The following is a 26,826-nucleotide window of genomic DNA, read 5'->3' on the forward strand; positions in this document are numbered from 1 at the left end:
AGATGGGTTTGTTGTAAACACCATTTTAAAGGAAGCTGATCTTTTTTGTCCGAACAGCGTTCGGATTAATTTTACAATCTACTAATCTTCATAACAAACTAGTTAACAGGAGAGAAATATGGAAGATGTATTACGTTCTATCGGTAAAATTTCACGTGCATTAGATGCGATTTCTAATATTGATTTCCAGAACATCGACCTTACCAAAGGCCAGTATCTGTATCTTGTGAGAATCTGCGAAAATCCCGGCATCGTTCAGGGGCGGTTGGCGGAACTCGTAATGGTGGATCACACGACGGTGTCACAGGCGATAAAAAAGCTGGTTAACAATGGTTTTATTACACGTCAACACAGCGAAACAAACCTTAAAAATTATGAACTTTACCCAACGGCAAAAGGAACGGCCGTTTATCCACGACTCAAACGGGAAAATGCGTATTCGACTGACAAGGCCCTGCAAGGCTTTTCAAAAGCAGAGGCCCAACAGTTGGCCACTCTTTTAGAACGCATGACCGTTAACGTTAACGAAGACTGGAAGTCTGTCAAAGCGGGCGTCCCACGAGATTACTAACAACCATGGAGGATTTATGACAGTACAAATAGCAGCAGTCACACCACAAGACGTAACAACGCTACGTGAGGTCAGTTGCGCAACGTTTCAAGATACATTTGGCTCTGAAAACAGCTCGACCGATTTACAAGACTATCTTGACCGCGCTTACTCAGTTGATCAATTGTTGACAGAAATCAATAATCCGGAATCCTGGTTCTACTTTATTAAAGTAGATCAGGCGGTTGCGGGTTATCTCAAACTGAACGTTGGCGAGGCACAAACGGAGAAAATGGGGGCAGATGCGCTAGAAATACAACGGATTTACATTCTGCCAACGTTTAAGCGTCAAGGATTGGGCACGCAATTATTCAATCAGGCAGTTACCACTGCCGAAGATTTGCACAAAAGTGCACTGTGGCTAGGCGTTTGGGAACACAATGATGCAGCTCGCAAATTCTATCATAAAATCGGGTTCCAACTAGCCGGCGACCACGTATTCCAACTCGGTTCCTCCGTCCAGCGCGACCTGATTATGAAACGCACGCTGTAACCTAAACTAAGCGAGATCTTCTGGCTCAATTTCAAGCGTTGGCCAGTGGGATAGAGTCGATAAATCCGTATCATAAGGCACACTGTAAACCATATAGTAATGTTCCGGGTTCTGTTTGCGCAGGTGAGTGAGCTGTTGTTGGGCCCGCTGAACGTCAGTTGTGACATAAAGCAAACCGACCACGCCAACCTTTTGACCATCTGTGTTCGACTCAGTCCAGCCGGCCAGGATTACTTTTAAGGGAGCTTTACCAGATAAGCCAAGCTGGATTAGTTCTTCATCGTTCATAGTTATAGCCGCCTTTCATCAAAAAATTTAAATCAGTCTAATGGTCACCTTTACCTGGCATATCATCAGCATTGTCCTGACTTTCAGGAGTCGGTAAACTGTTTAGAAATTCGATGGCCTGCTCACGATAATGATGTTCTGCGTTGACCTTAGTTAGGGTAGCGGCATCATGAGTTGAGGCGTGCCCGGTGAACATCAGTTTTTGATATAAATCGACATATGGGAAGTGCAGGTCTTTGGCACGCTGCAATTCGCCGTCCATGTCATACGGGACACGGCGAAAATCAACGTCTTCAATGCCTTTTTCTGAGATTGTGAGTAATAGGTAACTGGCTGCACGATTGGCCAACAGTTTATCGCGGGTAAACCAGATTTGACCGATGGAACCGGGATTCAATACCATCTGACCATTTGAGGTATATCGCCAAACGGGCGTATGCGTGTGCGCGTAAAGGGCCACATCTGCGGCGGGATTATTTTCGGTGAGGACGTCGAAGTTTGCTTGTGTTTCAGTAGGAAATAGCGAGTGACCGTGATTCTTAGTCGGGAGATTATGTGACATCGTGAAAACGAGATTATCAAGAACTTTTCGACCGGTCATAGGTAGATTACGTAACTGCGCCTCTCGTTGAGGCGTGTAGCGGGCATGCTCATACTGGGCCAAAATGGTGAAGTAAACATCAGTGGGATCGTCAAAGTTCACACCTTTTTTCGGTTTGCCCATGATAAAGTTGTAGTCACTTTCCCAGTTGCCCATAAGGTACTGAGTAGCGCCAACTTGTTCCAATAAGTCATAACATTCCGCTGATGTCGCGCCGCCAAGTGCAATATCACCCAGTGACCACACTTCATCGACACCATGCTTTTTCGCGTCACTGAGGGCAACACTCAATGCCGATGCATTACCATGACTGTCTGATAACACCGCAATTCGATAATCCATGTCATACCTCCGTCTCTCTTCAAATGTCTGATTATGGAGTGCCTGTTGGATCTTTACACTCTGCCTTTAGTTTACTGACCGTTTGCAAACTTGCAATCAAAAAGTTGCAACGAGGTAGACGAATAATCAAGTTAAGTGTAATCTTAACATTAAAATTCGATGAGGGGATGAGGACGATGACAGAATCACCATTATTTAACTTTGACACAAACCAGGTGGGCGTCACCGATCCGCATGAAGACCCCGAAATCATTGCGGAAACGAAGTGTCTATTTGCATTTGTAGAAACCGCAGACTTGGTAACTTTTTTACGACCATATCATCCAGCCGAGATAGGAACGTTTAGCTGTATTACCAGAGAATTTCCGATTTTGCGAATTGCAGTTAATGGTCAGCAATTGACAGTGATGCAGGCGCCACTCGGAGCTCCCGCTGCGACGCAGATTTTGGATTATTTGATTGGGCACGGTGTTAAGCAAATTATCAGTATGGGCAGTTGTGGCGTGTTAACAGATCACGCTGAGGGTGCCTTCTTGTTGCCAATGAATGCGTTGCGCGATGAAGGGACATCCTATCATTATTTGCCTGCAGACACGACGGTAACATTGAATCCGGTAATGCAGCAGGCAATTGAGACAACTATCAGCCAGCACCATGAGACGATTACCCGCGTGAATACGTGGACGACAGACGGGTACTTTCGGGAAACTGAAAAGTTGGTTGATCAATACCGCGCTGCAGGCTATCAAACGGTGGAAATGGAATGTGCTGCGTTGGCCGCTTGCGCCCAGTTTCGCGGTGTCGATTTTGGTCAGTTTTTCTTTACGGCTGATTCGTTAGCTCATGCCGATGCCTATGATAAACGTGATTGGGGCCGTTCGGCTCGACAAACGGCGCTACGTTTGGGATTAGCGACATTACTAGCATTACCTGATCCATTAAATTAGTGGACATGCATAAAATGATTTCGCAATAATGAAATTAATAAGAAGTTCGGAGGTCACTATCTATGGGGTGTGACAAACGTAAAACTGCACTTTGCTGAGACGTTAAGTAAAGTGGAGGACAATTAAATGATTAATATTAAAACCGTTTCGACGATGGACGAACAGGCTGTTGTAACACTGTACAAAGCGAACGGATGGATTGCCTATACGCAAAATTCGGAAGCACTGATGACAGCGATTGCGCATTCAGTCAACCTTGCGGCGTTCGATGGCGAAAAGCTCGTGGGGTTGCTACGCTATGTGACTGATGAGGTGTCGATTGCCTTTATTCAAGATGTTTTGGTGTTGCCTGAATACCAACGACAGGGGATCGGCCGACAGTTGATGATGACAGCGATGGCGCGACTGAAGAATATCGGGCAGGTCCATTTGCTGACTGAAAACGAGCCGAAGACCGTCGGGTTTTATACCGCAGTTGGTTTTCGCGATGCGGCTGATGCAAACTTGGTCACGTTCACGATGGAGAATCGGTATTAAATTTATTCGACGCATGCATTGCGATTACAGAGGAAAAATGATGATGATTTGGACTTATAAATTATAAAATATTAAGCGATTAAAAAGCGGGGCAGTCACGATATGTGGCCGTCCCGTTTCACTGTAGATGGTTTTTGGTCTTAAACTTTTAGCGAACATGATGTAACTGCAATGTTGAAAGAACATCATGGCAATGAACATCCCCTGCCGATCCGCAAAAGTGGTGGTGGAAACGACAAAAGAGCAATCGTCACCTTATCAAAGGTGAGACGACTGCTCTTTTTTATGGCTCAATTTTGATGAGGTTTCCGTACCGTTTTCGTTAGGATTTTATGGTGTCTTGATTAAGTTATAAATCCTTTAATATCAATACTTTAACGCACGCTTTATAGTCCGCCACTTACCATGCGGTCAAACATTCGGTAAGAAAGTTTGCGAGCTGCAATGACCATCCATTTATCGCGCATTGTGGCTTGATAACGAGTTTTTGGGTGCTTGATTTGAGCAACTTTGAGCATTAAAGCGCCGATTTGATCTGCCGTTTCTAGACCAGATGGTGTTGCGCTGGTAAAATCATCGACCATCTTGCGATACGCTGAGTTGGCTGGTGTAGCCGCGATGAGGTGGTCCGCGGAAATTTTCAGCCAGTTCGTATTGGTACCACCGGGTTCGGTGATGATAACGTCGATACCGAACTGTTTGACCTCCAAACGAAGTGAATCACTGAGCGCCTCAAAAGCGTGTTTTGAAGCAAAGTACCAGCCACCAAGTGGTGCATAAATTTGACCAACGATGGATGAATTGTTGATGATCCGACCTGAATGTTGAGCCCGCATCGTTGGCAATACCAGTTGGGTTAGGTTCATGGCCCCAAAAACATTCACATCGAATTGTTGCTTGGCTTCTTCGGGGGAGACATCTTCCAGCGCGCCAAAAGAGCCATAGCCAGCGTTATTAATTAGGATATCAATCCGACCAGCGTCTTTTAGTACCTGATCGACAAAAGCCTGGTTAGATTGGGGGTCGGTGACGTCCAAATGAAAGGTGTGGATACCTAATTTAGACAAGTGCGCCATTTTTTCAATGCGGCGGGCGCCGGCGTAAACAGTATAACCAGCGTCAAAGAATTGTTTGGCCGCGGATTCACCCATGCCTGAGGATGCACCAGTAATGATCACAACGGGTTTAGTCATGTTAATAATCTCCTTTAAGGAATATAAATTCTTTTATTGAGCAAAAAAATAAATGAGTAACTGGATTCAATTGAACGTGTTTTAATATAAAAGAATTTTTATTCTTTGTAAATCATTTATTTAAAAAGACTTTTTATCTTGACCAGGAATCTAAATTCTTTTATAGTGACAACATGAGAGAAAAAGATGAAAATCGTCGGCAGCATATCCTCGACGTGACGACAAAGATGATTATTTCAGAGGGTATTAGTGGCGTGACCCTAACCAAAGTAGCGAAAGCGGCAGGCATTTCGCAATCTAATATTTATATCTACTTTAAGGATAAGGCAGATATCGTTAAGCAGACCTTTTTAAGCCGTAAACAGCTTATTGGGGATTACTTAATGACTCATTATTCGCCCAAGGGCAGTGCTACTGAAAACCTAACGCTGTTTGCACGAGCGCTTTATCAGTTTGCTATCGAGGATCCTGATGACATGGCGCTTATTCAGCAGTTTAATGCCTCACCTGTATTGGCAACGTTAGATCTATCACAGGAAGAGGCCGAACTGAACTTTGATCAAATTTTTAAAGAGCTAAAGAAGGGCGTTGAAGACGGTGAGTTACGTGAGATGGACCCTGACGTTATCTTGACCATGGGGTTTGTCACGATTACGACGTATGCACAGCGGGTGGCCGCTAAAACGATCGATCCTGTTACGACGCCTTTGAGTGCCGTCATTGATATGATTATTGCGGCTAGTAGAAAGCCGGATTAAATATCCAAACGAGAAGGTAGATTGCAAATTTAATCCGAATTTTTGGACAAATTGGTCAGCATAACCTGATACGGTGTTTTCCAGTCAAGTATTTTAAGCGGTCTCTGGTTAATTTGGAGTAACGTCGTCGTTAAATCTTGAGCACTAATGTGCTCAAAACGAGTCCCCTTAGGATAAAAATAACGTAAATTCCGATTAAAGCGTTCATTACTACCACGTTCAGCTGGCGTATAAGCATGACAGTAATAGGTCTTAATACCATATTGTGATTCAAATGATACTAGCCCACTAAACTCAGTACCACGGTCCACAGTAAAACTGTGCACCGGTCCATTAAAAGTTGTTAGGAACTTAGTCAGTGCTTCATTAACACTCGCTGTCGTTCGGTCCTTTAACCGATATGCCCAAAGGAACCGTGATTTGCGATCGATTAAAGTTAATAAAACTGCCTTACTATGCCCACGAGGGCCAACGACGGTATCTAGTTCAAAATCACCGATGCGATTACGTTGATTAATCATCATGGGACGCTGTTCAATCGATCGCCCCAAAGATTGATTATATTTGGATCGTTGGTCAACGTTACGCCGTTGGCGTACGCCATGTTCAGGTAGATCATTCAAGGAGAAACCAATTCTCCCCTGATTTAGCCAATTATAAATAGATTTAGTCGCTAGTTTAAATTCGTGAGCAATCATTCCTGGTGACCAGCTTAGATGTAAATGGTTGAGAATTGTTTGCTTTAACTCATCGCTCAGCTTAGTTTTCCGACCACATCGTGATCGCTTGTATTCGGCATCTGTTTGTGCTAATTCAGCCTGATAAGGTTGACATCGAGATAATTCATAAGAAATTGTTGACGGTGATCGGTTCAGCCGAACGCCCATTTGGATATTGGACAGCCCTAGTTCACAAAAGGTTTCGATTTTAATTCGTTCGGAATAGGTTATACTAGACAAAAGATCAGCTCCTAAAAGATGGGTTTGTTGTAAACACCATTTTAAAGGAAGCTGATCTTTTTTGTCCGAACAGCGTTCGGATTAATTTTACAATCTACTAACAAACAAAGTAGAAATAATTTGCGTTTCATCGCCGTTAGGGTATGTATAGAAATACTTATCGAAGACACCGAGTGTTTGGTTCACTGTAACCGATAGCCCGGTGTCTTCTTTAAATTCACGCACCATCGCTTCCTTGTACGACTCGCCGAATTCCAAATAACCGCCTGGTAGACACCAGCCGCCAGTATCCGCGCGTTCTTGGAGTAAAATTTGTTGTTGATCGTTTAGCAAACACCCAGTTGAAGAATTCAAAATTAATGGGCGATGACCGGTAAGTGACCGAATCTCTTTAATATAATTTGCCATGTCAAACACTCCTTTTCGATTAGATAGATGACGGAAATTTAATGTTTCGACCAATCACATTAATCATAAAACGGAATGTCGAATTGTTGAAGATGTTTCCAAATTATTTCAGCTTGACTGTTGAACAATTGGGGATGATCTTTTAGCGAAAACCAACGTAGTGAGCTGGTCTCATCGCTGTCTGCATTAAGTTGACCGGATACTAGCTGCATTTCGAAAATGATGCCAACTGTCTGCGCCACATCACCATTGTGATAGTGGGCGATGAAATCAGAAGTGGTGCCTAACAGTCCTGTTACTTTAGTTAGGAGCCCCGTTTCTTCTTGAAATTCCCGAATGACCGCGTGGCGAGTCGCTTCACCGTACTGAAGCATGCCGCCGGGGAACCCCCACAGTCGTGAGTCTGATCGTTGTTGCAATAAGATTGCACCGTCCTTATTTCGAAGAACGCCACCAGCGAAGACTAGAATGAGTGGTTGATGGCCAATCACTTTACGTAAACCTTGTATATAATTTTCGTTCACTTTGTTTCCTTCTCTTCTGAAAATTAAGTGCGTTATCAGCGACTTGTTAAATACGAAGCGGTTAAAAAGTATCTTACTTGAATGAGTGGTGTAGCAGTAGCCACAGACTAATCAGTAATAAAAAGACGGCGCACCCAAAATACAATTGTTGAACCGATAGCCAGTTTAAGACAACGTTAGCTAATATGGTGCCTAATGTCACACTACCTACGTTTATCAAACCTTTGAAAACATACATGCGCCCAATTTCACTGTGAGGGCTGGCATTTTGGAATAGCAGATTGTTTTCAACGTCAAAGATAGCGGAAAGCAGTCCAATTAGCAGAAACCATAGGATTAGCAAATAAAGCTTAGTGGTCATACTAATTAAAGCTAATAATCCCGCGATGAAAAGCACAGTGCATAAATTTCGCTTTAACAGATTAGTCTGGTGCACGGGTTTGTGGGCGAGGTGCGCAGCCATTAGGATAAGTCCGATTGACTGACTGGCGGTCAACAACGTGTAATTAAAATTAGCATGTGGACCAAATCGTTGGATGAACTTAAGCAACACGGGCACTACGGTCCCGATGAATAGCGTATTCAGTAAAAACATCAGACTGGCGCTGTGGCGTAGAGCTGATGAGTGAATAAACGTACTGAGGCTGGTTTGGAGTGAACTAACTGGAATCTTGTTTTTGCCAACTGTACTCGTGGGCATCATTAATACGATGATGACAGAGCTAAACAGGATAACTGACATTACGGTCAGCGTAAACCGAGCGTTAAACCAAGTTGTGAGTAACGTGGCTAAGAAGGGTCCGATAATCGTGGTGGATTGGCCTGACAACTCGAGAATTGCGTTAATTTGAACCATTTCCGTTGGGCTAAAGGCTTCTGTTAGCAAACGGACTTCTGCTGGGTGGAAAATTGGTTCAACAATACCTAGGAGACAGACAATGATGACAAGATTCAATGGCCGATTGAAATTGCCATTAACAAGCAACGTAGTGACAATCAGCCAGCGAGAAACCTCTGACCCCAGCATTAGAAATCGGCTTGTTAGGCGATCTACATAACTCACCATCACTAAGTGGCTAACAAAACTGCCACCGTAATAACTGGCCCAGAGAAGACTAAGCCAGTAGGCAGACTTTTGCTGACCAATAATTAAGGTAAATAGAAAAATAAGGGTGGCGTTTGAAAAATCGGTTAGAAAAGTGCTGACGATTAATAATCGTTTGAGATTCAAGAACCGTCGATAAATGTGTCAATGATGAGTTAACCGGATCAGATGCTTAAACATGGTTCGTTTCATGTCCATCGCACTCCTTTATAAAAATTACCGTCAGTTTACCGCAAACGACGCGCCAACTCCAATAAGGAGCCAACGCGTCGTTTTGTTATCGCATATGAATATTTTAGAATGCTTGATCAATCGGTGTGTCACCGGAGCCAATCGTATAGGACTGACGAATTGTGTCGGGAGCGTCGATCAACTCGGTAATGGTTGCAGCGACGTCCGCACGGGGAATTTTAACGCCCTTTTCGTCAGCTGGGTTAATGGTGATCTCACCGGTACCGGCGTCATTAGTTAAATATCCAGGACGAATGATAGTGTAGTCGAGACTCGTTTGTTTCAGCATTTCGTCCGCGTAACGTTTAGCAATCATGTATGGCTTGATGCCGCTTGCGTCCCACGCTTCACGGTGATTGCTGAAGATGGAGCTGACCATGATATAACGTTTGATGCCAGCCTGCTCAGCGGCTTCCATCGTTTTCACGGCACCGTCCAGATCAACAATCAGGGTTTGATCGTCACCAGTTTTGCCGCCTGAACCGGCGGAGAAGACGATGGTGTCGGCGCCAGTGGCCTTGAACTGGTCAGCCATTTTATCTGGCAGAGCGTTGAGGTCAAACTCAGTTGGGCGAACAAACGAACTGTCTGGGAATACGTCAGCCTGTGCAAGGTCACGAATGCCAGCAAAGACTGTAATACCTTTCTCTGCCAAATCGGCAACAATCTGTTGCCCAATATGACCGTGCGCACCAACTAGAAATACAGAACTCATAGGAATCCTCCTTAAATTGTAACCGAAATAATTTCAATAACAGCAGTGTAGCGACAATAAACAAAGATTACAAACATTTACGGCCGAGTTTTCTGAATCCCTTTTGTTTAGGTGAGAGAATTGCTATACTAAATGAGAGCTTTAACCATTTTCTAATCAATATGAAAACGAGGCAGTATATATGACAGTTAATAATCACATTGCAGCATTAGTCGGCGGCGCTACTAGCTCAGACGAGGGTACTGCAGATGTTAAAGATGATTTGTATTTAGGCGTTAATGGTGACTGGCTAAAGACGGCCAAGATTCCAGCTGACAAACCTACTACTGGTGGTTTTGCGGACTTAGTTGAAAACATTGAAAAGACATTGATGAGTGACTTTGGCGACATGTTGGATGGCAAAGTGGAACCAAACAACGTTTTACTGGCTAACTTCATTGCTTTCTACCACCAAGCTCGTGATAAGGCTGGTTTCGAGCCATTAAAGCCACTGGTAAAACAGGTTCAGGATTTAACAAGTTTTGAAGACTTACAAAAGCAGTTAGTGACTTTCATTAAGCAGGGGAGTGGCGCCTTAGTTCCAATCGACGTTGAACCTGACATGAAGGATACCAAACATCGTGTTGTAAACGTTGACGCACCAAGTTTGATCCTGCCAGATACAACCTATTATGCGGAGGGCAATGAAGCAGCACCTAAGCTAATGGCTGCGTTCCGTGGCATGATGACAAAACTGTTCAAGGCTACCGGTTTTAGTGATGACGAGATCAAAACAACGTTGGATCAAGCCGTTGCTTTGGATGCGAAGTTTGCTCAACACGAAAAGAGTAGCGAAGAAAAGGCTGATTATCCCAAGCTGTATAACCCGCAAGACTTATCAGAGTTTGGCAAACACAGTTCTGTGCTGGACTTAAAAGCTTACGTGGATGAAGCACTTGATAACCGGGTTAACCGCGTTATCGTTGCTGATCCTAAGTTCTATGAAGCGTTTGATAGTCTTGTAACGGCTGATAACTTTGATGAAGTAAAGAGCTGGTACTTAGTTAAGGTGGTCCGCAACTGTGCTGGCTACTTAACTAACGATGCTCGTGTAATTGCCGGTGAGTACAACCGTGCGTTGACGGGAACTAAGGAAGCACCTGACAAACAAAAGGGTGCTTACCGCTTAGCCTACAGTCAATTCAACATGGTCGTTGGTGATTACTACGCTCGTAAGTATTTCGGTACTAAGGCAAAGAATGACGTCATGGACATGGTTCACCGAATGATTGACGTCTATAAAAACCGTTTAGCCAACAATGACTGGTTAAGCAAAGATACGCGTGACAAGGCTATTTTGAAGTTGAACACATTGATTCCAAACGTTGGTTTTCCTGACAAAATTGATCCTGTGTTTGCGCAGTTTGTGGTCAAGACGGAAGCAGATGGTGGCTCCTTATTCAGCAATGCATTGAACTTTGCGAAGATTGCGGCTCAGGCTAACTTTGATGACATCGATAAGCCAGTTGACCGGACGATGTGGAACTACATGGATCCAGCGATGGTTAACGCCTATTACGACCCATCGAACAACATCATCGTGTTCCCAGCTGCCATTCTGCAGGCGCCATTCTACAGCTTGAAGCAAACGAGTTCTGAAAACTTTGGTGGGATCGGTGCTGTTATGGCACATGAAATTTCACATGCTTTTGACAATAATGGTGCTCAATTCGACGAGTACGGGAACATGCATAACTGGTGGACCGAAGCCGATTTGAAGCATTTCCAAGGGTTGACGCAAGCGATGATCGATGAATTTAACGGTCTTGATTTTGCAGGTCAAAAAGTTAACGGTAAGCTGGTTGTTTCTGAAAACGTTGCGGACCAAGGTGGCCTGAGCTGTGCGTTAGAAGCGGCTAAGGAAGATGACAGCTTCTCTGGCAAGGAATTCTTCACCAACTGGGCTAAGGTTTGGTGCATGAAGGCCAGCCAAGAATATGAACAAATGTTGTTGAGTATCGACGTCCACGCACCACATAAGTTGCGTGCCAACGTTCAGGCGCAAAATCTGGACGACTTCTACACCGCTTTCGATGTAAAGGAAGGCGACGGCATGTGGTTGGCACCGGATAAGAGAGTGCATATTTGGTAAGAGCGTGAACACCCCCGGGTTGCGAGCCGAGCAATAACATGAAATAAGCACCGTGAAGGTGAACTTTGCCTTTACGGTGCTTATTTCGGGTTATGCACAGGCTCGCGGGGGTGTGAACGCGTTTTGACTATATAAAAGTAAAAAACAAAACCAAGTTGACTAAATTGCGGCAACAGACGACCACTCACAATGGACGAGATTCGTTTGGTCATCTAGCTTCAGTTCAAAAATACGATTTAAAAAGGATTTTCTCATGCAAATTCGCGATTACCACCTCACAGATGAACTATCTTGGCTCCAATGCCGAGTCCTATCTTTCATGGATTCTAGCTATTTTCAAGATGTCCAACAGCACCGCCAAACGTTTGCACGACCCAGTGTTGAATTAATAGTCGTTCAAGAAAATAAAATTATCGGCCTGATTGATGCAGAAATCGACAGTAAGAGCATGACGGACAAACAAGAATCCGGTGCAATGATTTGGAATTTGGCGGTTTTGCCAGAATATCGTCGACAAGGTGTTGCCAAGGACTTATGGCAAGCAATGCGCAAACGACTGTTGGATCAAGATATTCATTACTGCGAACTGTGGACGCAAGAGGATGTGCCGGCTAACCGTTTTTATCAACACAACGGGTTCAAACTGGATGCTAATGCAACGTATTTACGGTGCAAAATTAATGGTCGAAAACTGCCCCTAGCATTATCTAAGCGGCTCAATAAAACTGCTTATGTTGAGGACATGACGTTTGAAGCGCAAGTTAGCGAGCGGGAACAATTACAACCATTATGTGATGAAATTATTGAAACGCGAATGTACACACAACACTTTTAATTGCCGCCAAGGACTAGGAATTTATCCATCAGACTTATACACTGGAATTACAATATAAATAAAGAAGGCTTTTTGATGAAAACGAATCATTCTTCATGCACGGCCATTTTAGTTGGTAAGAAAGCAACCATGGACGGCTCGACAATCATTGCACGCAACGAAGATGGCTATGGTGCCATCGGACCCAAGAAGTTCATCGTTCATGCGGCTCGTCATGGTCAACCGGACACGTACACGTCCGTCACCACTGGGGTTAAAATCGACTTACCAGCTGACGCATTAAGGTATACGGCTGAGTCCAGTGTGCCAACAGATGACGGTTTGTATGAAGAGGCCGGAATTAACGAAAAAAACGTTGCGATGAGTGCCACTGAAACCACGTTTACCAGTCCACGGGTGCTTGGTTTCGATCCTCTGGTTCACGACGGTGTTGATGAAGAAGCGATGGTGACATTAGTGTTGCCATACATCAATTCTGCGCGTGAAGGGGTTCAACGTCTCGGCGATTTCATCGAAGATTACGGGACTGGTGAAAGTAACGGCATCGCTTTCTCTGATAAGGATGAAGTGTGGTACATGGAAACGGCTGGTGGTCATCACTGGGCGGCCGTTCGTTTGCCAGACGACGCTTACGCCGTTGCACCAAACCAAATCAACATTCAAACAATTGATTTTAATGACACTGACAACTTTATGTGGGCTAAAGACTTGCAGGAATTTGTGGCTGATAATCAGTTGAATCCAACACCAGACACGTTTAATTTCCGTGAGATTTTTGGCACTCACACGGAAAGTGATGCACATTACAACACACCTCGTGCTTGGTATGGTGAAAAATTATTTACACCAGATTTGGAACAGGACCCAACTAGTCAGCAGATTCCGTTTATTCAACATGCTAACCGCAAACTAGCAGTGGAAGACGTTGAATATTTCCTCACGTCTCACTACCAGGAAACACCGTTTGATCCGTTCGGCGACGGCACACCTGCTCAAAAGAAAACATTCCGTTCAATCGCACTGGATCGGAACCAGATCTCACATATCTTACAGATTCGGCCAAACGTTGATGCGGCGCATGCCGCAGTTGAATGGATGGCGATGGGGTTCTTTGCCTACAGCCCATACGTGCCATTCTTTACGAATGTTAACGACACGCCGGTCAACTATAAGAACACAACTGTGGCCGTTTCGTTGGATAATGCGTACTGGTTATACAAATCACTCGGTGTGTTAGTTGAACCACACTACCACGACTTTATTGTTGAGGTTAACGAATATCGTGATGCCTGTCAGGCCTACGCCCGTTCACGCGTGATCGCGACAGATGCAGAAGCAGGGTCACAGGCCGATGCGACGGCATACTTAACGAAGCAAAACGACGTTACGGCCGCTGAGATTACCAAACGGACGAAAACGTTGATGGATCACTTAGTGAAAGAAGCATTGGAACTGTCACCGGTTACGTTTGAACCTGGCGACAACCTGTAGAAATGGATTGTAATTAGAAAGGTGAAAATCCGATTATGGGTTTTCGCCTTTTTAAATGCTTTAAGCGTTACTTTTGAAGGTAAAACGCGTATGTTATCTCATGTGTCTGATATTGTAGTTTGTTCCTAAGCCTGTATAATTGATAACGCACTAATGGTTAAAACTGCCATTAAAAGAGGATAAACATGATTGAAATAACAGTTCAAACATTGAACGCAATGCTGCCGGATATTGAACACTTAATCGATGTCCGGGAACCCGACGAGTATGCGGAAGGTCACGTCGATCGAACGGTTAATCTACCACTGAGTACAATTGATCAGTGGCTGCCAACGTTATCAAAAGATTCGACGTATACAGTGATTTGTCGTTCTGGACGGCGGTCATCACTAGCGATTGAACAAATGAAACGACGTAGCATCACCGGAGTTAACGTCAACGGCGGTACGCTTGCATGGCAAGGCGCAGGTTACCCAGTTACTAAGAAATGAGGAGCACATGACTGAGACAGCACTTAAAGTATTAAAGGACAAATTTGGCTACGACAGTTTCCGACCGGGCCAAGATGAAATTATTAATAAAATTATGGATCACAAAAATGTCCTTGCTGTCATGCCAACCGGTGGTGGGAAGTCTTTGTGCTACCAGATTCCAGCCTTGATGTTACCGGGGTTAACGGTTGTCGTATCGCCACTAATTTCGCTGATGAAGGATCAGGTTGACGCCTTATCTGAAAATGGGATTCCGGCGACGTTTATCAACAGTACGTTGGATTACCAAGAGATTGAACATCGTTTGCAACAGGCCGCAATGGATCAGGTCAAACTGATTTATTTAGCGCCTGAACGATTAGACGACGAACGCTTCTTAAGCGAGCTGAGTGACCTGAACATTTCTCAATTGGCGATTGACGAGGCGCATTGTATTTCCCAGTGGGGCCATGATTTTCGACCGAGCTATCTAAACTTGATGAATACCGTTCACCAGTTTCCGTCACATCCAGTAGTTGTTGCATTAACGGCGACGGCGACAAGCAAAGTGGCCAGCGACATCATGCAACGGCTCAACATTGATCCAACAAATGAAGTCAGTACTGGATTTGCACGAGATAATTTATCTTTTCAAGTCGTCAAGAACCAAAACAAAGAAGCTTTTCTGTTAGAATATCTGAAAGTCAACGCTAACGCCGCCGGAATTATTTATGCCAGCACCCGTAAGGAGGTTGAACGTTTAACAGGCTTATTACAGAAGAAGGGCATTAAAGCAGAAATGTACCACGCTGGTCTCAGTGAAGACGTCCGTAATAAGAACCAGGAAGACTTTTTATATGACCGTGTGCAAGTTATGGTAGCCACGAATGCGTTTGGGATGGGTATTGATAAAAGCAACGTTCGGTTTGTTATTCATTACCAAGTGCCAGGCAACTTAGAGGCCTACTATCAAGAGGCTGGACGTGCTGGACGTGACGGTTTACCTAGCGAGGCAATTCTGATGTATCAGCCATCGGACTTACAGATTCAGCACTTTTTTATTGATCAGTCCGACATGGAACCAGCCTTTAAAACACGTGAGTACTTAAAGCTTCAGGAAATGTCTAAGTACGCCAATACTGAAGGCTGTCTACAGCAGTTTATTTTGAAATACTTTGGTGAAGCTTCACCTGCTTGTGGCCATTGTGGTAATTGCTTAGATGAACGGGATCAGATCAATGTGACGGTCGATGCGCAAAAGGTTTTATCCTGTGTTTTGCGAATGCGTCAACGCTATGGCAAGTCACTTATCGCGCAGGTGCTGACAGGTTCGCACGTCAAACGGATTCGCGACGAGCACTTTGACCAGTTATCGACCTATGGTTTGATGAAAGGTCGCCCACAAAAAGAAGTCAGCGACCTGATCGATTTTTTGACCAGTAGTGGTTATTTGCAGCAAGTTGGTGGTGAATACTCAACACTGCACGTGAGTGAGATGGGCGGCAGCGTGCTGAAAGGTAAGGCAAAAGTGCTTCGTCGTGGTGCTGTGAAGGCCAAACGGACAGTTTCGGTGGACGATGGCTTGTTCGAGTCACTCCGTCAACTACGTTTGAATTTTGCTGAGCAACAGCACGTGCCACCATACGTTATTTTTTCTGATAAGACGCTTCAGGCTTTTTGTGAGGAATTACCTCAAAGTACATTGGATATGTTGTCGATCAAGGGTGTTGGACAAAATAAATTGGATAAGTACGGGGATGCATTCCTCAATGTTATTCAGGAATATGAGGCCGACGCAAGCGAGACTGCGCAATAGAGCAACTTTTAGGAGGCTTCATTATGAACAATCGATGGGTAAAAGTATTTGTTACTTGGTTGGCCGTGATTATCATCGCACTTGGTGGTGGCTTTTTTACAACACACATTGGGATCGGCCGTGAATTTGGTATTATGTCGTATGAAATTGTGATGTTTGCAGTACTTTTTTTGCTGAATCGATTGTGGTTGCACCAAACAGTGTATTTAAAGCCAACTGAATGCTCATGGCGATTGATTCCGTTAAATTGGGTGGCCATCGTTTTATTGGCTCAAGCAATTTTGCTTCTGTTCAATAGTTCGGGTAACTTAGCACTCGGCGTCACAATGTTGCTTTTTGTTGGGCCAACTGAAGAGTATGTTTTCCGCGGCCTGCTTTTACCGTTAGCTAGCCAACTAGGTCATGGACGTAATCAATTGTGGACTGGTGTTCTGGTATCTAGTGTGCTGTTCGGACTCGCCCACGGTGTTAATGCCGTACATCAACCTGTGATGGCAACGGTTGTTCAAATGCTGTCAGCGATTTACCTGAGGACGGGAAGTTTGTTATTCCCAATCATTTTGCATGGACTTAACGATTTCGTTCCGTCGTTTCACAACAACACTGTTCAGGAAAGCAGCAATATTGTCAATTTTACGGAGATTGCACCCATTCTGTTGTTCCTAGTTGTTGGTATTTTTATGTTGAGAAAATCAAAACGCGCCACAATTAAACATGTGATTCCGCAATTATAAAAACCAGGTTGCAAGCTGATGTGCTTGTGGCCTGGTTTTGTGCATCAAATGAACATGTGTTTAAGCCTGTGATGACTCAGCCTCACGATGAGTGGTGTTATAGTAACGACCCCATTTTTCCATGGCAATGATCACTGGAACAAGGGTTTCACCGAATGAGGTTAGACGATATTCAGTCTTGGGTGGCATAACAGGGTAGATGGTTTTAACCAGCACGCCATCGTTTTCAAGTTCTTTTAATTGCAGCGCCAGCATTCGATGAGAGCAATCTTTCATTTGACGCTGCAGGTCCCCAAAGCGTTCGGTGCCGTTTTTGATAAGGTGAAATAAAATAACACTTTTCCATTTTCCCGAAATAATCTGTAGCGTGCTTTCAACTGGACAGCCATCCTGACAATCGTATGTGTGACGTACCATAACTACCTCCAAGTCGCTAAATTCCTATCACTAAAGTATGTATTAGTGCCAGAATACCGCAGTCACGTTAAAATTAACAACAAATCATCGTCCACTGGGGCTGCTAGTGAAAAATTTGTAACTAGGTGATTAAAATTTCATGATTGTGGCTTTTTTTGACGATATTAGAATGGAGTTGTTGTTAGAGCAGTTGTCATAGGGAGAGGGAGTCATCAAAATGGCTAAAACAATGAATGCAATCGGTTTTAATGATCATTTGCCAATTACGGATGAGCACAGCCTGCAAGACTTTACAGAAGCAGTTCCTGTTGCCAAGGGTCACGATTTATTAGTACATGTCAGTGCGGTCTCGGTTAATCCAGTAGACATTGGCGTGCGTCGTGGTGGCCACGGTCACTTGAGTCAGCCCCGTGTGATTGGCTGGGACGCAGTTGGCGAGGTCGCTGCAGTTGGTGGACAGGTACAGTTGTTTAATGTCGGTGACCGTGTTTATTACGCAGGTTCATTTAAACGGGCGGGTAGCGATAGTGATTATCAGCTCGTGGACGAACGCATTGTTGGTCGCGCACCACAGCATTTAAGTGATGCAGAAGCAGCGGCAATGCCATTAACGACGCTGGCTGCATGGGAGGCGTTGTTTGAACAATTGCCAATTGATCCAGATGATAAAGAAGATAACGCAAAACACAATTTGTTGATCATCAATGGTGCCGGTGGAGTTGGATCCATTGCAACCCAACTTGCGCATTGGGCTGGCCTGCATGTGATTGCGACAGCTTCGAGACCGGAAACAATTGATTGGACGTTAGCTCATGGTGCTGATGAAACGGTTAATCATCGTGAAGATCTGGTTAAGCAAGTGCGTAATCTGGGATATCACTATGTAGACTATATTTTGGAACTGAACAATTTGGACGCCCATTGGAATGAAATGGCTGAACTGATTGAACCAAGCGGTTGGATTGCCTCAATTACCGAAAATCATCGGCCAGTGGATCTCAAACGTCTGACTCAAAAACGCGGCCACTTTGCCTGGGAGTGGATGTACACAAAATCATTTTTCCACACCGCAGATATGCAAACGCAACATGATATTTTAGAACGAGCCGCGAAGATGTTTGATGATGGGACGTTGAAAAGCACGTTGACCAAACAATTGTCACCATTTGATGCAGTAACATTACGTCAGGCTCATTCTCTAGTAGAATCCGGTCACATGATGGGAAAAGTTGTCGTTACTCGGTGATTAGGAGTTGATGATGGCACCGATTTTTATCATTTGCGCGTATAATGGCGGCAAAAAGTATAATCAGGTGAATGTCATGAAATTAGATCATCTGTTCACTCGGATTAAAATGGTGCGGGTATTAAATATCTTCGGAGGCAGTTTGGGTACCTCCATGGCGATGAGAATGATTCAAAGACGGATTACGCATGATATGCTGTCTTTGCGATTAACGCCGGCTGATTTGAATAAAATGCTGAATTTGCCGCCATATACGATTACTGCACTGGCATCCGGAAACCCAGATTTCTTTCAGGTTAGTTATAAACAATTGCAAAGACTGGCTAGAATGTTGGACGAACGGTTGAATGCCCTCCATTAAATGAAGGCGTTTTTTCCAGCATAGTTGCACTGATAACTGGATGAGGTGTGACTGATAAAAATTGATGAGATATGGTCTACTTATCGTTTGTCGATGTAGCAGCTATGTGGTATATTATTGGCGAAGCGAAGCATGGAAGCATCCGACCCCTTACTAGGTACGACTAGTAAGGGGTCTTTTTTCGAATAATATGCAATTAGACGGGACACTTTAGGTTGAATTATGGTCAACTACGGCCGATTATGGTGATCATCCAACCAGTGGTCAAACATCTTTAAAAGCATGCCCACAATCAGTGGTTCTAAAAATAATTGAAGCATGGTTGCATCCCCCTTTCATCCAGATTCTCGATGAATCGAGTCCACCACGCGTTTAAGAATACCAAAACTAGTTCATTGTTTCGCTTACATGTTTATGAGAAAAAGCAGGCGATAAATCCCGTTATATTAGGATTTATCGTCTGCTTGTTTATTTTGATTTAGGATAGCAACTCGGTTATCAATGTGCAAATTACGTTTTTAATTAGATGACTGGCTAGTAATCTTTAGTTATCTGACACCGAGGCCGTGGTGTGTTCTCGAGCAAGTTTGACGAAATGCCAAGTCAAGCCGATAACGGCGCCAACCAAGGCGGGCACGACCCAGTCCATACCGTACTTGGCGAATGGCAGATAGCTCATTTGAAAACTGGTCATGGCTTTACCAAACGCACTTTGGCTAACGACTGGCGGAAAGGCGGCAATCATGTCGAAAACAGCGGGAACACATGTGAACAGCACGACGAAAGCGTACACGACTGAATCACGTTTGAATAGAGGTGAAGTGATGGATAACAGAATTAGTACCATCGCAAGCGGGTATAAGAACATCAACATTGGCGTGGACCATGAAATGATTAGGTTAAGGCCGATGTTAGCCGTTAAGAAGGATGCGATGGTTGTGAATCGTAGCCAAACACGGTAGCTGACGCTTGGAAAATGCTTGTGGAAATCTTGAGCAAACGCAGCAACTAAGCCGATGGCGGTCGTGAGACAAGTGACCGTGATTAGGACGGCCAGAATGGCTTGTCCGGCGACACCGAGATAATGGTTGACCAGCTGATCAAACGTAATCCCCCCATTAGCGGCTAGTTTGAATTGACCTAGTGACATGGCACCAATCACGATTAGCAACAAGTAAATGATGGCTTCGAAACCCATTGAGAAGAAACCGGCACGAGCCGTAACTAATGCGATGGCGTTAGGATTGCGTTTACCAAGGGAGCGAATGGCAGTGACGACGGTGACCCCGAAGGCTAATCCGGCTAGGGCATCCATTGTGTTGTAACCCTGCAAGAAGCCGTTAAAGAAGGCATCATTTCGGTAAGCAGTGGTGATTGCTTGATGTGCAGGACTACCAAGTGGTTTCAAGAAGGCGAGGAAGAAAACAAGCGCCAGCAAGACTAGGAAGATAGGATTTAATAGTTTACCGATGTTGGCGACGATTTTACTTTGTTCAACAGAGAAGAAGTAGGCTAAACCGAAGAACACGGCGGAGAAAATAACCAGTCCTAAAGTTTGAAATTGAGCGGGCACTAATGGAGCGACACCGACAGTGTATGAAACGGTTGCTGTCCGCGGTGTACCAAACAATGGTCCGATGGTACCGTGAATTAGGACCATAAACGTGAGGGCAAACCAAACGCCGAGTGGGCGGCCTACGTCGTAAACACCGCCAGCACGAGTGATACTGATTGCAAGCACTGATAGTAATGGTAACAGTACGGCTGTTACTAAAAATCCTAGAGCCGCACTCAGCCAATGAGCACCGGATAATTGACCTAAGTGAAGTGGAAAGATAAGGTTACCTGCACCAAAGAATAGTGCAAACAACATTGAGCTAACGAGTGCATATTCGCGTTTGGTTAATTTGTGTTCCTGTAATTCCATATAATTGCCTCTTTTCCTTCTTGTTGTCTCAACCAAAATTTCTTTGATAAAAAAACGTCCCTAGCCGAATTGCTTCAGCTAAGGACGTTTACACGTGTTACCACCTTTGTTTATAGATCTCTCGCGAGAACCTACCTCTTCGGGTACGCGGCCTTACGCCGGATACCCTAGCTCTGTAATGGGAGCACCCATTGACTACTGTTGTCGCAGTCAACGCTCAAAGATGATGTTCACTTGTGGTTGATCGGCGCCCTTTCACCAATCGGCGCTCGCTTAACGATCTTTTCGCAGGTTACTTTTCTTTTCAACGCGTGTTTTATTCATCAAATTTTAATGTGTTTATTATGATATCTTAGTCGAAAATTGTCAACGATTTTTGGAAAAAGTTTTATTCGCTACAAATTATGTTTAGAAAAGTTTGATCAACAACACACCAACGATCATGATTAATAGGCCAATGATTTTAAGGGGAACGATAGGATTTCGTTTGGCCCCGAACCAGCCGAACTGATCGACAATGAGACCACCAATAATCTGTCCAAACAGCACGATCACAACGGTTAAGCCAGTTCCAATGATAGGCACTAGGTAAACATTGCCAAGCACAAACAGCGCGCCAATGAAGCCGCCAAACCAGATCCACCACGGATTGTGTGAAATGGCACCGACTGGGAACCGCAAACCGTGGTTTTGAATCAGAACCACAATCAATAAAATGAGGGTGCCAACCAAAAAGCTGACGTAGGCACCCTGAATGGGCGATTTCAATAAGTGTCCCAAGTGACCGTTAATCGCAGTTTGTCCCGCGGCAAACGCACCAAACAGGATACCCAACAATTGCCAAAAGCCGCGGTGGGGGACGTGATGAGTTTCAGTAGCTTCCGCTGAACCTTGGAACGTATTTTTACGAGCACGTTCTGGCAGAACGACCGCAAAAACGATACCGACAATCATTAGGATCGCGCCGAAAGCACGCAACCATGTGATTGAATGTTGAGCACTGGCAAACCAACCAAAGTTATCAATTAGCAACCCCATTAGGATTTCCCCTAAAATGGGCATTAAGACCGTTTGAATACCACCTAGTTTAGGAAATAACAAAATATTCCCGGTGAGGTAGACGACAGCGAGCACGCCACCAAGCCAGATCCACCAGGGATGGCTAGTAAAGAAAGCGCCAGGGATTAATAAACTGCGTCCAGTCGCAAGCAAAAGTGCAGTTAAAAGGACGGTTCCCATGAAAAATGACATTAATGAAGCAAAGTAGGGCGACTTGAGCGTCCCTTGTAAACGTGAATTAATGGCGGTTTCCATCGGTAAGGCGACACCAATAGCGATGGCAATCGTAATGGCAAGCATATAATACCTCCTACAGCATTTGAATAACTCGCTTAATGTTACCACTCTGAACGGGATGTATGGTAAATTAAAAAGTAATGAGAGTATAAGCGTGGTGATAATATTGGTATTTAGTAGATTGTAAAATTAATCCGAACGCTGTTCGGACAAAAAAGATCAGCTTCCTTTAAAATGGTGTTTACAACAAACCCATCTTTTAGGAGCTGATCTTTTGTCTAGTATAACCTATTCCGAACGAATTAAAATCGAAACCTTTTGTGAACTAGGGCTGTCCAATATCCAAATGGGCGTTCGGCTGAACCGATCACCGTCAACAATTTCTTATGAATTATCTCGATGTCAACCTTATCAGGCTGAATTAGCACAAACAGATGCCGAATACAAGCGATCACGATGTGGTCGGAAAACTAAGCTGAGCGATGAGTTAAAGCAAACAATTCTCAACCATTTACATCTAAGCTGGTCACCAGGAATGATTGCTCACGAATTTAAACTAGCGACTAAATCTATTTATAATTGGCTAAATCAGGGGAGAATTGGTTTCTCCTTGAATGATCTACCTGAACATGGCGTACGCCAACGGCGTAACGTTGACCAACGATCCAAATATAATCAATCTTTGGGGCGATCGATTGAACAGCGTCCCATGATGATTAATCAACGTAATCGCATCGGTGATTTTGAACTAGATACCGTCGTTGGCCCTCGTGGGCATAGTAAGGCAGTTTTATTAACTTTAATCGATCGCAAATCACGGTTCCTTTGGGCATATCGGTTAAAGGACCGAACGACAGCGAGTGTTAATGAAGCACTGACTAAGTTCCTAACAACTTTTAATGGACCGGTGCACAGTTTTACTGTGGACCGTGGTACTGAGTTTAGTGGGCTAGTATCATTTGAATCACAATATGGTATTAAGACCTATTACTGTCATGCTTATACGCCAGCTGAACGTGGTAGTAATGAACGCTTTAATCGGAATTTACGTTATTTTTATCCTAAGGGGACTCGTTTTGAGCACATTAGTGCTCAAGATTTAACGACGACGTTACTCCAAATTAACCAGAGACCGCTTAAAATACTTGACTGGAAAACACCGTATCAGGTTATGCTGACCAATTTGTCCAAAAATTCGGATTAAATTTGCAATCTACCATTTTAATAATGAATAATTTTATTTCGTGGAAGCGCGTTTGGTAATACTCACGCGTTAATCCTTCGAAGATAGTGTGCATTTAACCGCACTATCTAAAACAAAACTAAATAGATATAAAAGCAGGTGGTCGAATGAGTACCATTCAAATTGACCAATTAACGTTCCGTTATCCTGGCGCTGATGCGCCGGTATTTGATAAGTTATCGCTCAATCTCGATACAACTTGGCGATTAGGTTTGATTGGCCGTAATGGCCGTGGCAAAACGACCTTCATGAATTTATTGCGAGGTCAGTTGTCCGGTCATGGCTTGATTAAAAATCCGGTGACGTTCAATTATTTTCCCGATGCAGCGATTAATCGGTCGCAAACAGTCATGGCAATCATGACATCAACTGGTGCCGAAGAATGGCAGGCCAGCATGGAGTTGGATCGGATTGGGCTAGATGAAAGCTATGAGCAACGTTTGTTTGATACGCTCAGTGGTGGCGAACAAACGCGGGTGTTACTGGCTCGTGGATTCGTTAACGAAAACGACTTTCCGTTAATTGATGAACCGACAAATCATTTGGATATTGAAGGTCGTCAGGTCGTCGGCGCTTATCTGAGACAAAAACAAGGTTTCATTTGTGTCAGTCATGATGAAAGTTTTTTGAATCTGTTCGTGGATCACGTTATGTCATTAAATCGGAGCTCAGTGGATTTAGTGGCGGGCAATGTCGAAAACTGGCAGGTTGATAAAGAGCGACGTGACAATGCAGCGATCACGCAAAACGAGCATTTACAGCATCGCATCAAGCAGTTATCGAGCCGTGCCAATATTCAGCGTGAATGGGCTGAGAAGCGTGAACGTGAGTCAAATGATTCTTCCAGTCGGCGGATGGCTAAGAAGTTAATGTCCCGCGCGAAGGTGTTTGAACACCGAACAGATATCGCAATTGAGCAGCGGAAAGGTTTAATGAACGATGTCGATCAGGTGGATAGATTGCGAACCAATGTTCAACAAACTTCAGGCGGACAGTTGTTGTTCAGTTTGCGGGACTTCAGCGTTAAACGGCAAAACGGACCGCTATTTCAACCCGTTTCGTTGGATTTTCACAGGGGCGACCGCTTAGCAATCATTGGCCCCAATGGCGTGGGTAAAACTAGTTTTCTGAATTTGTTACGAGGACAGGAAAAATTAGCTTACGATGGCTATTTGATGAATGACTTGCCTCAGGACATTGGTTATTTATCTCAGTAGTTTACGGACTTTATCACGGACGGTTCATTTGACCAATGGCGTGATCATCATGATGAAACGACCGTTTGGAATTTAATGCATCAGTTAGGTGTGTCACGTCCAAGATTAAAAGCCCCGACCAGCGAATGGAGCATGGGCGAAATGAAGAAGGCTGCATTAGCAGTGAGCTTGAGTGAACCACATGAAATGCTGATTTGGGATGAGCCGACTAACTATTTGGACATTGATGCTCGTGAACAGTTGCAAACGTTGATTCAGCAAGTACGACCCACGATGGTTTTGATTGATCACGATCGTCATTTCATTGAGGAAACATGTACGCAGCAAATGACGCTGAACAAGTTCGAAAACATTCCTCATGCTTATTAATGTTATTGCTTGTCATTCAACCAGCAGTGCTAACACACGTGCGGTATATTTCGTTACGGCGCTCAGCAACGCCGTTCCGTGGGGAACGTTTCAGCCCGCTGGAAATCGCGGTCCTCAACATCGACTTTGAGCCCTAAAGGTCTCAAAGCTCGTCCCACACAACTAAATGGCGAAAATCATGCCATTAAGTTGTGTTAACACGAAACTCTGTTGCTGGTCGCCTTCACTCAAGTGTCAAATCACTGACTAGTGTGATTGTTAGAACGAGTGTTCAATATAAAAAACCAATGTGAGCTGGAGGGCGTCAAAATTGAATACAAGCCGTGAAGGTGGTGTTAATTGGGCGTTTTTAAGCCCAATTTACAGCACGGGACGGTCGTGAAGACGTGGGTTTCGGCTTCGCGGCGAGGTGAACGACTCCGAACTTTAGGAGGCGTGAACTGGTCCCACGGCGGTATTCAATTTGGACAACCGCAAGCGTAAGCAAACAGGCGACAAGTCCCAATGTAAGGGATTTGCCGCCTGCTTGTTTATTACTATTGAATTTAAAAATTAATCGTTAAAGTTGCCACTTTCAACATCCTTGATGAACTTGGCCAAGTGATCGAAGTAAACAGGAGCGTTATCGATCATGTGGTGGTGACCACCATCTGGCGTTGTTTCAAGACGAGCGTGAGGGATCAGCTTTTGCATGGTCCGCGCTGTGTCTAATGGCATAGTTTCGTGCTCACCAAACGTTAATAGCGTTGGGACTTTGATGTCCTTAAGGTGATCACGGAAATGCCAGTCCTTCAACTTACCGGTAATAACGAATTCGTTGTCACCTTGGAAGGCGTTGTAAACGGGCGTTGCCATCGTTGAAATCAAATGAGCGATTGCCGGTGGCTGTTTGCGGTCAACGTAGCCACGGTTTAAGACATCAACATCTGCCTGGTAGCGGTCGTTGTCATAGTCATTTTTAGCTTCGCAAGACTGCATGAACTTAACTTCTTCTGCAGGTAATGCTTCTTCACGAACCTTGTTAATGTGGGTGACGTATTCATCAATTTCATCAACCATTGATGAAACAATCGCGCCCTTCAAGTGGTCGCCGTATTTAGCAGCGTATTCTTGAACTAACAGGCCACCCCAGCTTTGACCGATAAGGTAGAAGTTGTCGATGCCAAGCTTTTGACGTACTTCTTCAACTTCATCCAAGAAGTATTCGTAAGTGAGGTATTTGTCAGCAGTTGCCTTGTCTGAGTAGTCGGGTTGGTCTGAGTAAAATGAACCTAGTTGATCGTACATGTGAACGGTCACGTTCAAGCCTTGTTTGCCAAGTTCCTCAGCAAAGTTTTCCCAGTATTCGTGTGTGCCACCAGGGCCACCGTGCAGACATAGTAAGTGAATGTCGCCCGTGCCTTGAGTGTTAGTCCATAAGTGATACCCGTTGTCGAGTGTCATGATGGTGGTTCCTTGTTTCATGGGGTCAGCCTCCTTCATGTAATGTCACTAGTTTATCACGTTTCTGATGGTGTTCATCAATTTACTAATAAATGGACGTGAAATCGGCGAATATTTGT

28 protein-coding genes, 1 pseudogene and 1 other annotated feature are annotated in these 26,826 nt (G+C 44.3%); of the genes and pseudogenes, 16 read left to right on the top strand and 13 right to left on the bottom strand.

What is annotated here, in order from left to right:
• Nucleotides 1-118: 118 nt before the first annotated feature.
• Together ABUE36_RS02545 and ABUE36_RS02550 are read left to right on the top strand one after the other, a co-directional pair.
• Nucleotides 119-571: a MarR family winged helix-turn-helix transcriptional regulator gene (locus ABUE36_RS02545; protein ID WP_421017092.1), complete on the top strand. Its 453-nt coding sequence runs from the start codon at nucleotides 119-121 to the stop codon at nucleotides 569-571.
• A 16-nt stretch (nucleotides 572-587) separates the two neighbouring features.
• On the top strand, nucleotides 588-1,103 hold the full coding sequence (locus tag ABUE36_RS02550; protein WP_421017093.1) for a GNAT family N-acetyltransferase: 516 nt from the start codon (nucleotides 588-590) through the stop codon (nucleotides 1,101-1,103).
• A gap of 6 nt (nucleotides 1,104-1,109) precedes the next feature.
• Here the strand turns inward: ABUE36_RS02550 and ABUE36_RS02555 are convergent, their stop codons facing one another.
• Both ABUE36_RS02555 and ABUE36_RS02560 read right to left on the bottom strand, forming a co-directional pair.
• A complete protein-coding gene (locus tag ABUE36_RS02555; protein WP_161001858.1) occupies nucleotides 1,110-1,391 on the bottom strand; it encodes a hypothetical protein in 282 nt (93 codons plus the stop codon).
• 37 nt (nucleotides 1,392-1,428) lie between these two features.
• Nucleotides 1,429-2,334: a metallophosphoesterase family protein gene (locus ABUE36_RS02560; protein WP_421017094.1), complete on the bottom strand. Its 906-nt coding sequence runs from the start codon at nucleotides 2,332-2,334 to the stop codon at nucleotides 1,429-1,431.
• Nucleotides 2,335-2,510: 176 nt separating this feature from the next.
• Between ABUE36_RS02560 and ABUE36_RS02565 the strand changes: the two genes are divergently transcribed.
• From ABUE36_RS02565 to ABUE36_RS02575, 3 genes are all read left to right on the top strand, one after another.
• Entirely contained in the window at nucleotides 2,511-3,281 is a 771-nt protein-coding gene (locus ABUE36_RS02565; protein WP_161001860.1) for a nucleoside phosphorylase, read from the top strand.
• A 126-nt stretch (nucleotides 3,282-3,407) separates the two neighbouring features.
• Nucleotides 3,408-3,818 (top strand): GNAT family N-acetyltransferase, encoded by a 411-nt coding sequence (locus tag ABUE36_RS02570; protein WP_161001861.1) that lies wholly within the window; start codon nucleotides 3,408-3,410, stop codon nucleotides 3,816-3,818.
• A gap of 171 nt (nucleotides 3,819-3,989) precedes the next feature.
• Nucleotides 3,990-4,118 carry a hypothetical protein gene (locus ABUE36_RS02575; RefSeq protein ID WP_421017095.1) on the top strand — a complete coding sequence of 43 codons (129 nt, stop codon included), beginning with the start codon at nucleotides 3,990-3,992 and terminating at the stop codon, nucleotides 4,116-4,118.
• A gap of 86 nt (nucleotides 4,119-4,204) precedes the next feature.
• Here the strand turns inward: ABUE36_RS02575 and ABUE36_RS02580 are convergent, their stop codons facing one another.
• On the bottom strand, nucleotides 4,205-5,011 hold the full coding sequence (locus ABUE36_RS02580) for an oxidoreductase (RefSeq protein ID WP_161001862.1): 807 nt from the start codon (nucleotides 5,009-5,011) through the stop codon (nucleotides 4,205-4,207).
• A 173-nt stretch (nucleotides 5,012-5,184) separates the two neighbouring features.
• On the opposite strand from ABUE36_RS02580, the gene ABUE36_RS02585 reads away from it, so the two are divergent.
• The gene (locus tag ABUE36_RS02585; RefSeq protein ID WP_161001863.1) at nucleotides 5,185-5,769 is read left to right on the top strand and encodes a TetR/AcrR family transcriptional regulator; all 585 of its coding nucleotides are present in this window, start codon (nucleotides 5,185-5,187) and stop codon (nucleotides 5,767-5,769) included.
• 29 nt (nucleotides 5,770-5,798) lie between these two features.
• On the opposite strand, the gene ABUE36_RS02590 is transcribed toward ABUE36_RS02585, so the two are convergent.
• The 5 genes from ABUE36_RS02590 to ABUE36_RS02610 all read right to left on the bottom strand — a co-directional run bounded on the left by ABUE36_RS02590 (nucleotide 5,799) and on the right by ABUE36_RS02610 (nucleotide 9,711).
• Nucleotides 5,799-6,728: an IS30-like element ISLpl1 family transposase gene (locus ABUE36_RS02590; protein WP_096109805.1), complete on the bottom strand. Its 930-nt coding sequence runs from the start codon at nucleotides 6,726-6,728 to the stop codon at nucleotides 5,799-5,801.
• Between the two features lie 87 nt (nucleotides 6,729-6,815).
• Nucleotides 6,816-7,136 (bottom strand): NUDIX domain-containing protein, encoded by a 321-nt coding sequence (locus ABUE36_RS02595; protein WP_421017096.1) that lies wholly within the window; start codon nucleotides 7,134-7,136, stop codon nucleotides 6,816-6,818.
• 59 nt (nucleotides 7,137-7,195) lie between these two features.
• Nucleotides 7,196-7,660 (bottom strand): NUDIX hydrolase, encoded by a 465-nt coding sequence (locus ABUE36_RS02600; RefSeq protein WP_421017097.1) that lies wholly within the window; start codon nucleotides 7,658-7,660, stop codon nucleotides 7,196-7,198.
• A 73-nt stretch (nucleotides 7,661-7,733) separates the two neighbouring features.
• Nucleotides 7,734-8,891 carry an MFS transporter gene (locus tag ABUE36_RS02605; protein WP_161001867.1) on the bottom strand — a complete coding sequence of 386 codons (1,158 nt, stop codon included), beginning with the start codon at nucleotides 8,889-8,891 and terminating at the stop codon, nucleotides 7,734-7,736.
• Nucleotides 8,892-9,060: 169 nt separating this feature from the next.
• A complete protein-coding gene (locus tag ABUE36_RS02610; protein WP_161001868.1) occupies nucleotides 9,061-9,711 on the bottom strand; it encodes an SDR family oxidoreductase in 651 nt (216 codons plus the stop codon).
• Nucleotides 9,712-9,892: 181 nt separating this feature from the next.
• On the opposite strand from ABUE36_RS02610, the gene ABUE36_RS02615 reads away from it, so the two are divergent.
• From ABUE36_RS02615 to ABUE36_RS02640, 6 genes are all read left to right on the top strand, one after another.
• Nucleotides 9,893-11,842 carry a M13 family metallopeptidase gene (locus ABUE36_RS02615; protein ID WP_421017098.1) on the top strand — a complete coding sequence of 650 codons (1,950 nt, stop codon included), beginning with the start codon at nucleotides 9,893-9,895 and terminating at the stop codon, nucleotides 11,840-11,842.
• Between the two features lie 319 nt (nucleotides 11,843-12,161).
• Nucleotides 12,162-12,677 (top strand): GNAT family N-acetyltransferase, encoded by a 516-nt coding sequence (locus tag ABUE36_RS02620; protein ID WP_161001869.1) that lies wholly within the window; start codon nucleotides 12,162-12,164, stop codon nucleotides 12,675-12,677.
• Nucleotides 12,678-12,752: 75 nt separating this feature from the next.
• Nucleotides 12,753-14,168: a C69 family dipeptidase gene (locus ABUE36_RS02625; RefSeq protein WP_421017099.1), complete on the top strand. Its 1,416-nt coding sequence runs from the start codon at nucleotides 12,753-12,755 to the stop codon at nucleotides 14,166-14,168.
• A 185-nt stretch (nucleotides 14,169-14,353) separates the two neighbouring features.
• A complete protein-coding gene (locus ABUE36_RS02630; protein WP_161001871.1) occupies nucleotides 14,354-14,659 on the top strand; it encodes a rhodanese-like domain-containing protein in 306 nt (101 codons plus the stop codon).
• A 7-nt stretch (nucleotides 14,660-14,666) separates the two neighbouring features.
• Complete coding sequence (recQ, locus tag ABUE36_RS02635; RefSeq protein ID WP_421017100.1) at nucleotides 14,667-16,454, top strand: DNA helicase RecQ; 1,788 nt, start codon at nucleotides 14,667-14,669, stop codon at nucleotides 16,452-16,454.
• Nucleotides 16,455-16,477: 23 nt separating this feature from the next.
• The gene (locus ABUE36_RS02640) at nucleotides 16,478-17,188 is read left to right on the top strand and encodes a CPBP family intramembrane glutamic endopeptidase (protein WP_161001873.1); all 711 of its coding nucleotides are present in this window, start codon (nucleotides 16,478-16,480) and stop codon (nucleotides 17,186-17,188) included.
• A gap of 60 nt (nucleotides 17,189-17,248) precedes the next feature.
• Here the strand turns inward: ABUE36_RS02640 and ABUE36_RS02645 are convergent, their stop codons facing one another.
• Nucleotides 17,249-17,605 (bottom strand): winged helix-turn-helix transcriptional regulator, encoded by a 357-nt coding sequence (locus tag ABUE36_RS02645; protein WP_161001874.1) that lies wholly within the window; start codon nucleotides 17,603-17,605, stop codon nucleotides 17,249-17,251.
• 229 nt (nucleotides 17,606-17,834) lie between these two features.
• Here ABUE36_RS02645 and ABUE36_RS02650 point away from each other — a divergent pair, with 229 nt between their 5' ends.
• Both ABUE36_RS02650 and ABUE36_RS02655 read left to right on the top strand, forming a co-directional pair.
• Nucleotides 17,835-18,851, top strand: coding sequence for a zinc-binding alcohol dehydrogenase family protein (locus ABUE36_RS02650; protein WP_421017455.1), 1,017 nt, complete (start codon nucleotides 17,835-17,837; stop codon nucleotides 18,849-18,851).
• A gap of 76 nt (nucleotides 18,852-18,927) precedes the next feature.
• Nucleotides 18,928-19,212: a hypothetical protein gene (locus ABUE36_RS02655; RefSeq protein WP_161001875.1), complete on the top strand. Its 285-nt coding sequence runs from the start codon at nucleotides 18,928-18,930 to the stop codon at nucleotides 19,210-19,212.
• A 230-nt stretch (nucleotides 19,213-19,442) separates the two neighbouring features.
• Here ABUE36_RS02655 and ABUE36_RS02660 read toward each other — a convergent pair whose 3' ends face one another.
• The 3 genes from ABUE36_RS02660 to ABUE36_RS02670 all read right to left on the bottom strand — a co-directional run bounded on the left by ABUE36_RS02660 (nucleotide 19,443) and on the right by ABUE36_RS02670 (nucleotide 22,498).
• Nucleotides 19,443-19,532 carry a type I toxin-antitoxin system Fst family toxin gene (locus tag ABUE36_RS02660; protein ID WP_161001876.1) on the bottom strand — a complete coding sequence of 30 codons (90 nt, stop codon included), beginning with the start codon at nucleotides 19,530-19,532 and terminating at the stop codon, nucleotides 19,443-19,445.
• A 224-nt stretch (nucleotides 19,533-19,756) separates the two neighbouring features.
• The gene (gene brnQ, locus ABUE36_RS02665) at nucleotides 19,757-21,139 is read right to left on the bottom strand and encodes a branched-chain amino acid transport system II carrier protein (RefSeq protein ID WP_161001877.1); all 1,383 of its coding nucleotides are present in this window, start codon (nucleotides 21,137-21,139) and stop codon (nucleotides 19,757-19,759) included.
• A 77-nt stretch (nucleotides 21,140-21,216) separates the two neighbouring features.
• Nucleotides 21,217-21,456, bottom strand: a binding site (T-box leader).
• 91 nt (nucleotides 21,457-21,547) lie between these two features.
• Complete coding sequence (locus ABUE36_RS02670) at nucleotides 21,548-22,498, bottom strand: DMT family transporter (protein ID WP_161001878.1); 951 nt, start codon at nucleotides 22,496-22,498, stop codon at nucleotides 21,548-21,550.
• A 211-nt stretch (nucleotides 22,499-22,709) separates the two neighbouring features.
• Here ABUE36_RS02670 and ABUE36_RS02675 point away from each other — a divergent pair, with 211 nt between their 5' ends.
• Both ABUE36_RS02675 and ABUE36_RS02680 read left to right on the top strand, forming a co-directional pair.
• Entirely contained in the window at nucleotides 22,710-23,639 is a 930-nt protein-coding gene (locus ABUE36_RS02675; protein WP_096109805.1) for an IS30-like element ISLpl1 family transposase, read from the top strand.
• 146 nt (nucleotides 23,640-23,785) lie between these two features.
• Nucleotides 23,786-25,264: pseudogene (locus ABUE36_RS02680) on the top strand (ATP-binding cassette domain-containing protein).
• 552 nt (nucleotides 25,265-25,816) lie between these two features.
• Here ABUE36_RS02680 and ABUE36_RS02685 read toward each other — a convergent pair.
• Nucleotides 25,817-26,728 carry a proline-specific peptidase family protein gene (locus ABUE36_RS02685; protein WP_017260464.1) on the bottom strand — a complete coding sequence of 304 codons (912 nt, stop codon included), beginning with the start codon at nucleotides 26,726-26,728 and terminating at the stop codon, nucleotides 25,817-25,819.
• Nucleotides 26,729-26,826: the final 98 nt, after the last annotated feature.

Source organism: Furfurilactobacillus cerevisiae (genome assembly GCF_048961765.1).
In the GTDB taxonomy this organism is placed as follows: Bacteria; Bacillota; Bacilli; order Lactobacillales; family Lactobacillaceae; genus Furfurilactobacillus; species Furfurilactobacillus milii_A.

Bases quoted from the DNA above. Each gene is read 5' to 3' on its own strand.
- ABUE36_RS02545 (WP_421017092.1), top strand. From the start codon at position 119: ATGGAAGATGTATTACGTTCTATCGGTAAAATTTCACGTGCATTAGAT.
- ABUE36_RS02550 (WP_421017093.1), top strand. From the start codon at position 588: ATGACAGTACAAATAGCAGCAGTCACACCACAAGACGTAACAACGCTA.
- ABUE36_RS02555 (WP_161001858.1), bottom strand. From the start codon at position 1,391: ATGAACGATGAAGAACTAATCCAGCTTGGCTTATCTGGTAAAGCTCCC.
- ABUE36_RS02560 (WP_421017094.1), bottom strand. From the start codon at position 2,334: ATGGATTATCGAATTGCGGTGTTATCAGACAGTCATGGTAATGCATCG.
- ABUE36_RS02565 (WP_161001860.1), top strand. From the start codon at position 2,511: ATGACAGAATCACCATTATTTAACTTTGACACAAACCAGGTGGGCGTC.
- ABUE36_RS02570 (WP_161001861.1), top strand. From the start codon at position 3,408: ATGATTAATATTAAAACCGTTTCGACGATGGACGAACAGGCTGTTGTA.
- ABUE36_RS02575 (WP_421017095.1), top strand. From the start codon at position 3,990: ATGTTGAAAGAACATCATGGCAATGAACATCCCCTGCCGATCCGCAAA.
- ABUE36_RS02580 (WP_161001862.1), bottom strand. From the start codon at position 5,011: ATGACTAAACCCGTTGTGATCATTACTGGTGCATCCTCAGGCATGGGT.
- ABUE36_RS02585 (WP_161001863.1), top strand. From the start codon at position 5,185: ATGAGAGAAAAAGATGAAAATCGTCGGCAGCATATCCTCGACGTGACG.
- ABUE36_RS02595 (WP_421017096.1), bottom strand. From the start codon at position 7,136: ATGGCAAATTATATTAAAGAGATTCGGTCACTTACCGGTCATCGCCCA.
- ABUE36_RS02610 (WP_161001868.1), bottom strand. From the start codon at position 9,711: ATGAGTTCTGTATTTCTAGTTGGTGCGCACGGTCATATTGGGCAACAG.
- ABUE36_RS02615 (WP_421017098.1), top strand. From the start codon at position 9,893: ATGACAGTTAATAATCACATTGCAGCATTAGTCGGCGGCGCTACTAGC.
- ABUE36_RS02620 (WP_161001869.1), top strand. From the start codon at position 12,162: ATGGATTCTAGCTATTTTCAAGATGTCCAACAGCACCGCCAAACGTTT.
- ABUE36_RS02625 (WP_421017099.1), top strand. From the start codon at position 12,753: ATGAAAACGAATCATTCTTCATGCACGGCCATTTTAGTTGGTAAGAAA.
- ABUE36_RS02630 (WP_161001871.1), top strand. From the start codon at position 14,354: ATGATTGAAATAACAGTTCAAACATTGAACGCAATGCTGCCGGATATT.
- recQ (WP_421017100.1), top strand. From the start codon at position 14,667: ATGACTGAGACAGCACTTAAAGTATTAAAGGACAAATTTGGCTACGAC.
- ABUE36_RS02640 (WP_161001873.1), top strand. From the start codon at position 16,478: ATGAACAATCGATGGGTAAAAGTATTTGTTACTTGGTTGGCCGTGATT.
- ABUE36_RS02645 (WP_161001874.1), bottom strand. From the start codon at position 17,605: ATGGTACGTCACACATACGATTGTCAGGATGGCTGTCCAGTTGAAAGC.
- ABUE36_RS02650 (WP_421017455.1), top strand. From the start codon at position 17,835: ATGAATGCAATCGGTTTTAATGATCATTTGCCAATTACGGATGAGCAC.
- ABUE36_RS02655 (WP_161001875.1), top strand. From the start codon at position 18,928: ATGAAATTAGATCATCTGTTCACTCGGATTAAAATGGTGCGGGTATTA.
- ABUE36_RS02660 (WP_161001876.1), bottom strand. From the start codon at position 19,532: ATGCTTCAATTATTTTTAGAACCACTGATTGTGGGCATGCTTTTAAAG.
- brnQ (WP_161001877.1), bottom strand. From the start codon at position 21,139: ATGGAATTACAGGAACACAAATTAACCAAACGCGAATATGCACTCGTT.
- ABUE36_RS02670 (WP_161001878.1), bottom strand. From the start codon at position 22,498: ATGCTTGCCATTACGATTGCCATCGCTATTGGTGTCGCCTTACCGATG.
- ABUE36_RS02685 (WP_017260464.1), bottom strand. From the start codon at position 26,728: ATGAAACAAGGAACCACCATCATGACACTCGACAACGGGTATCACTTA.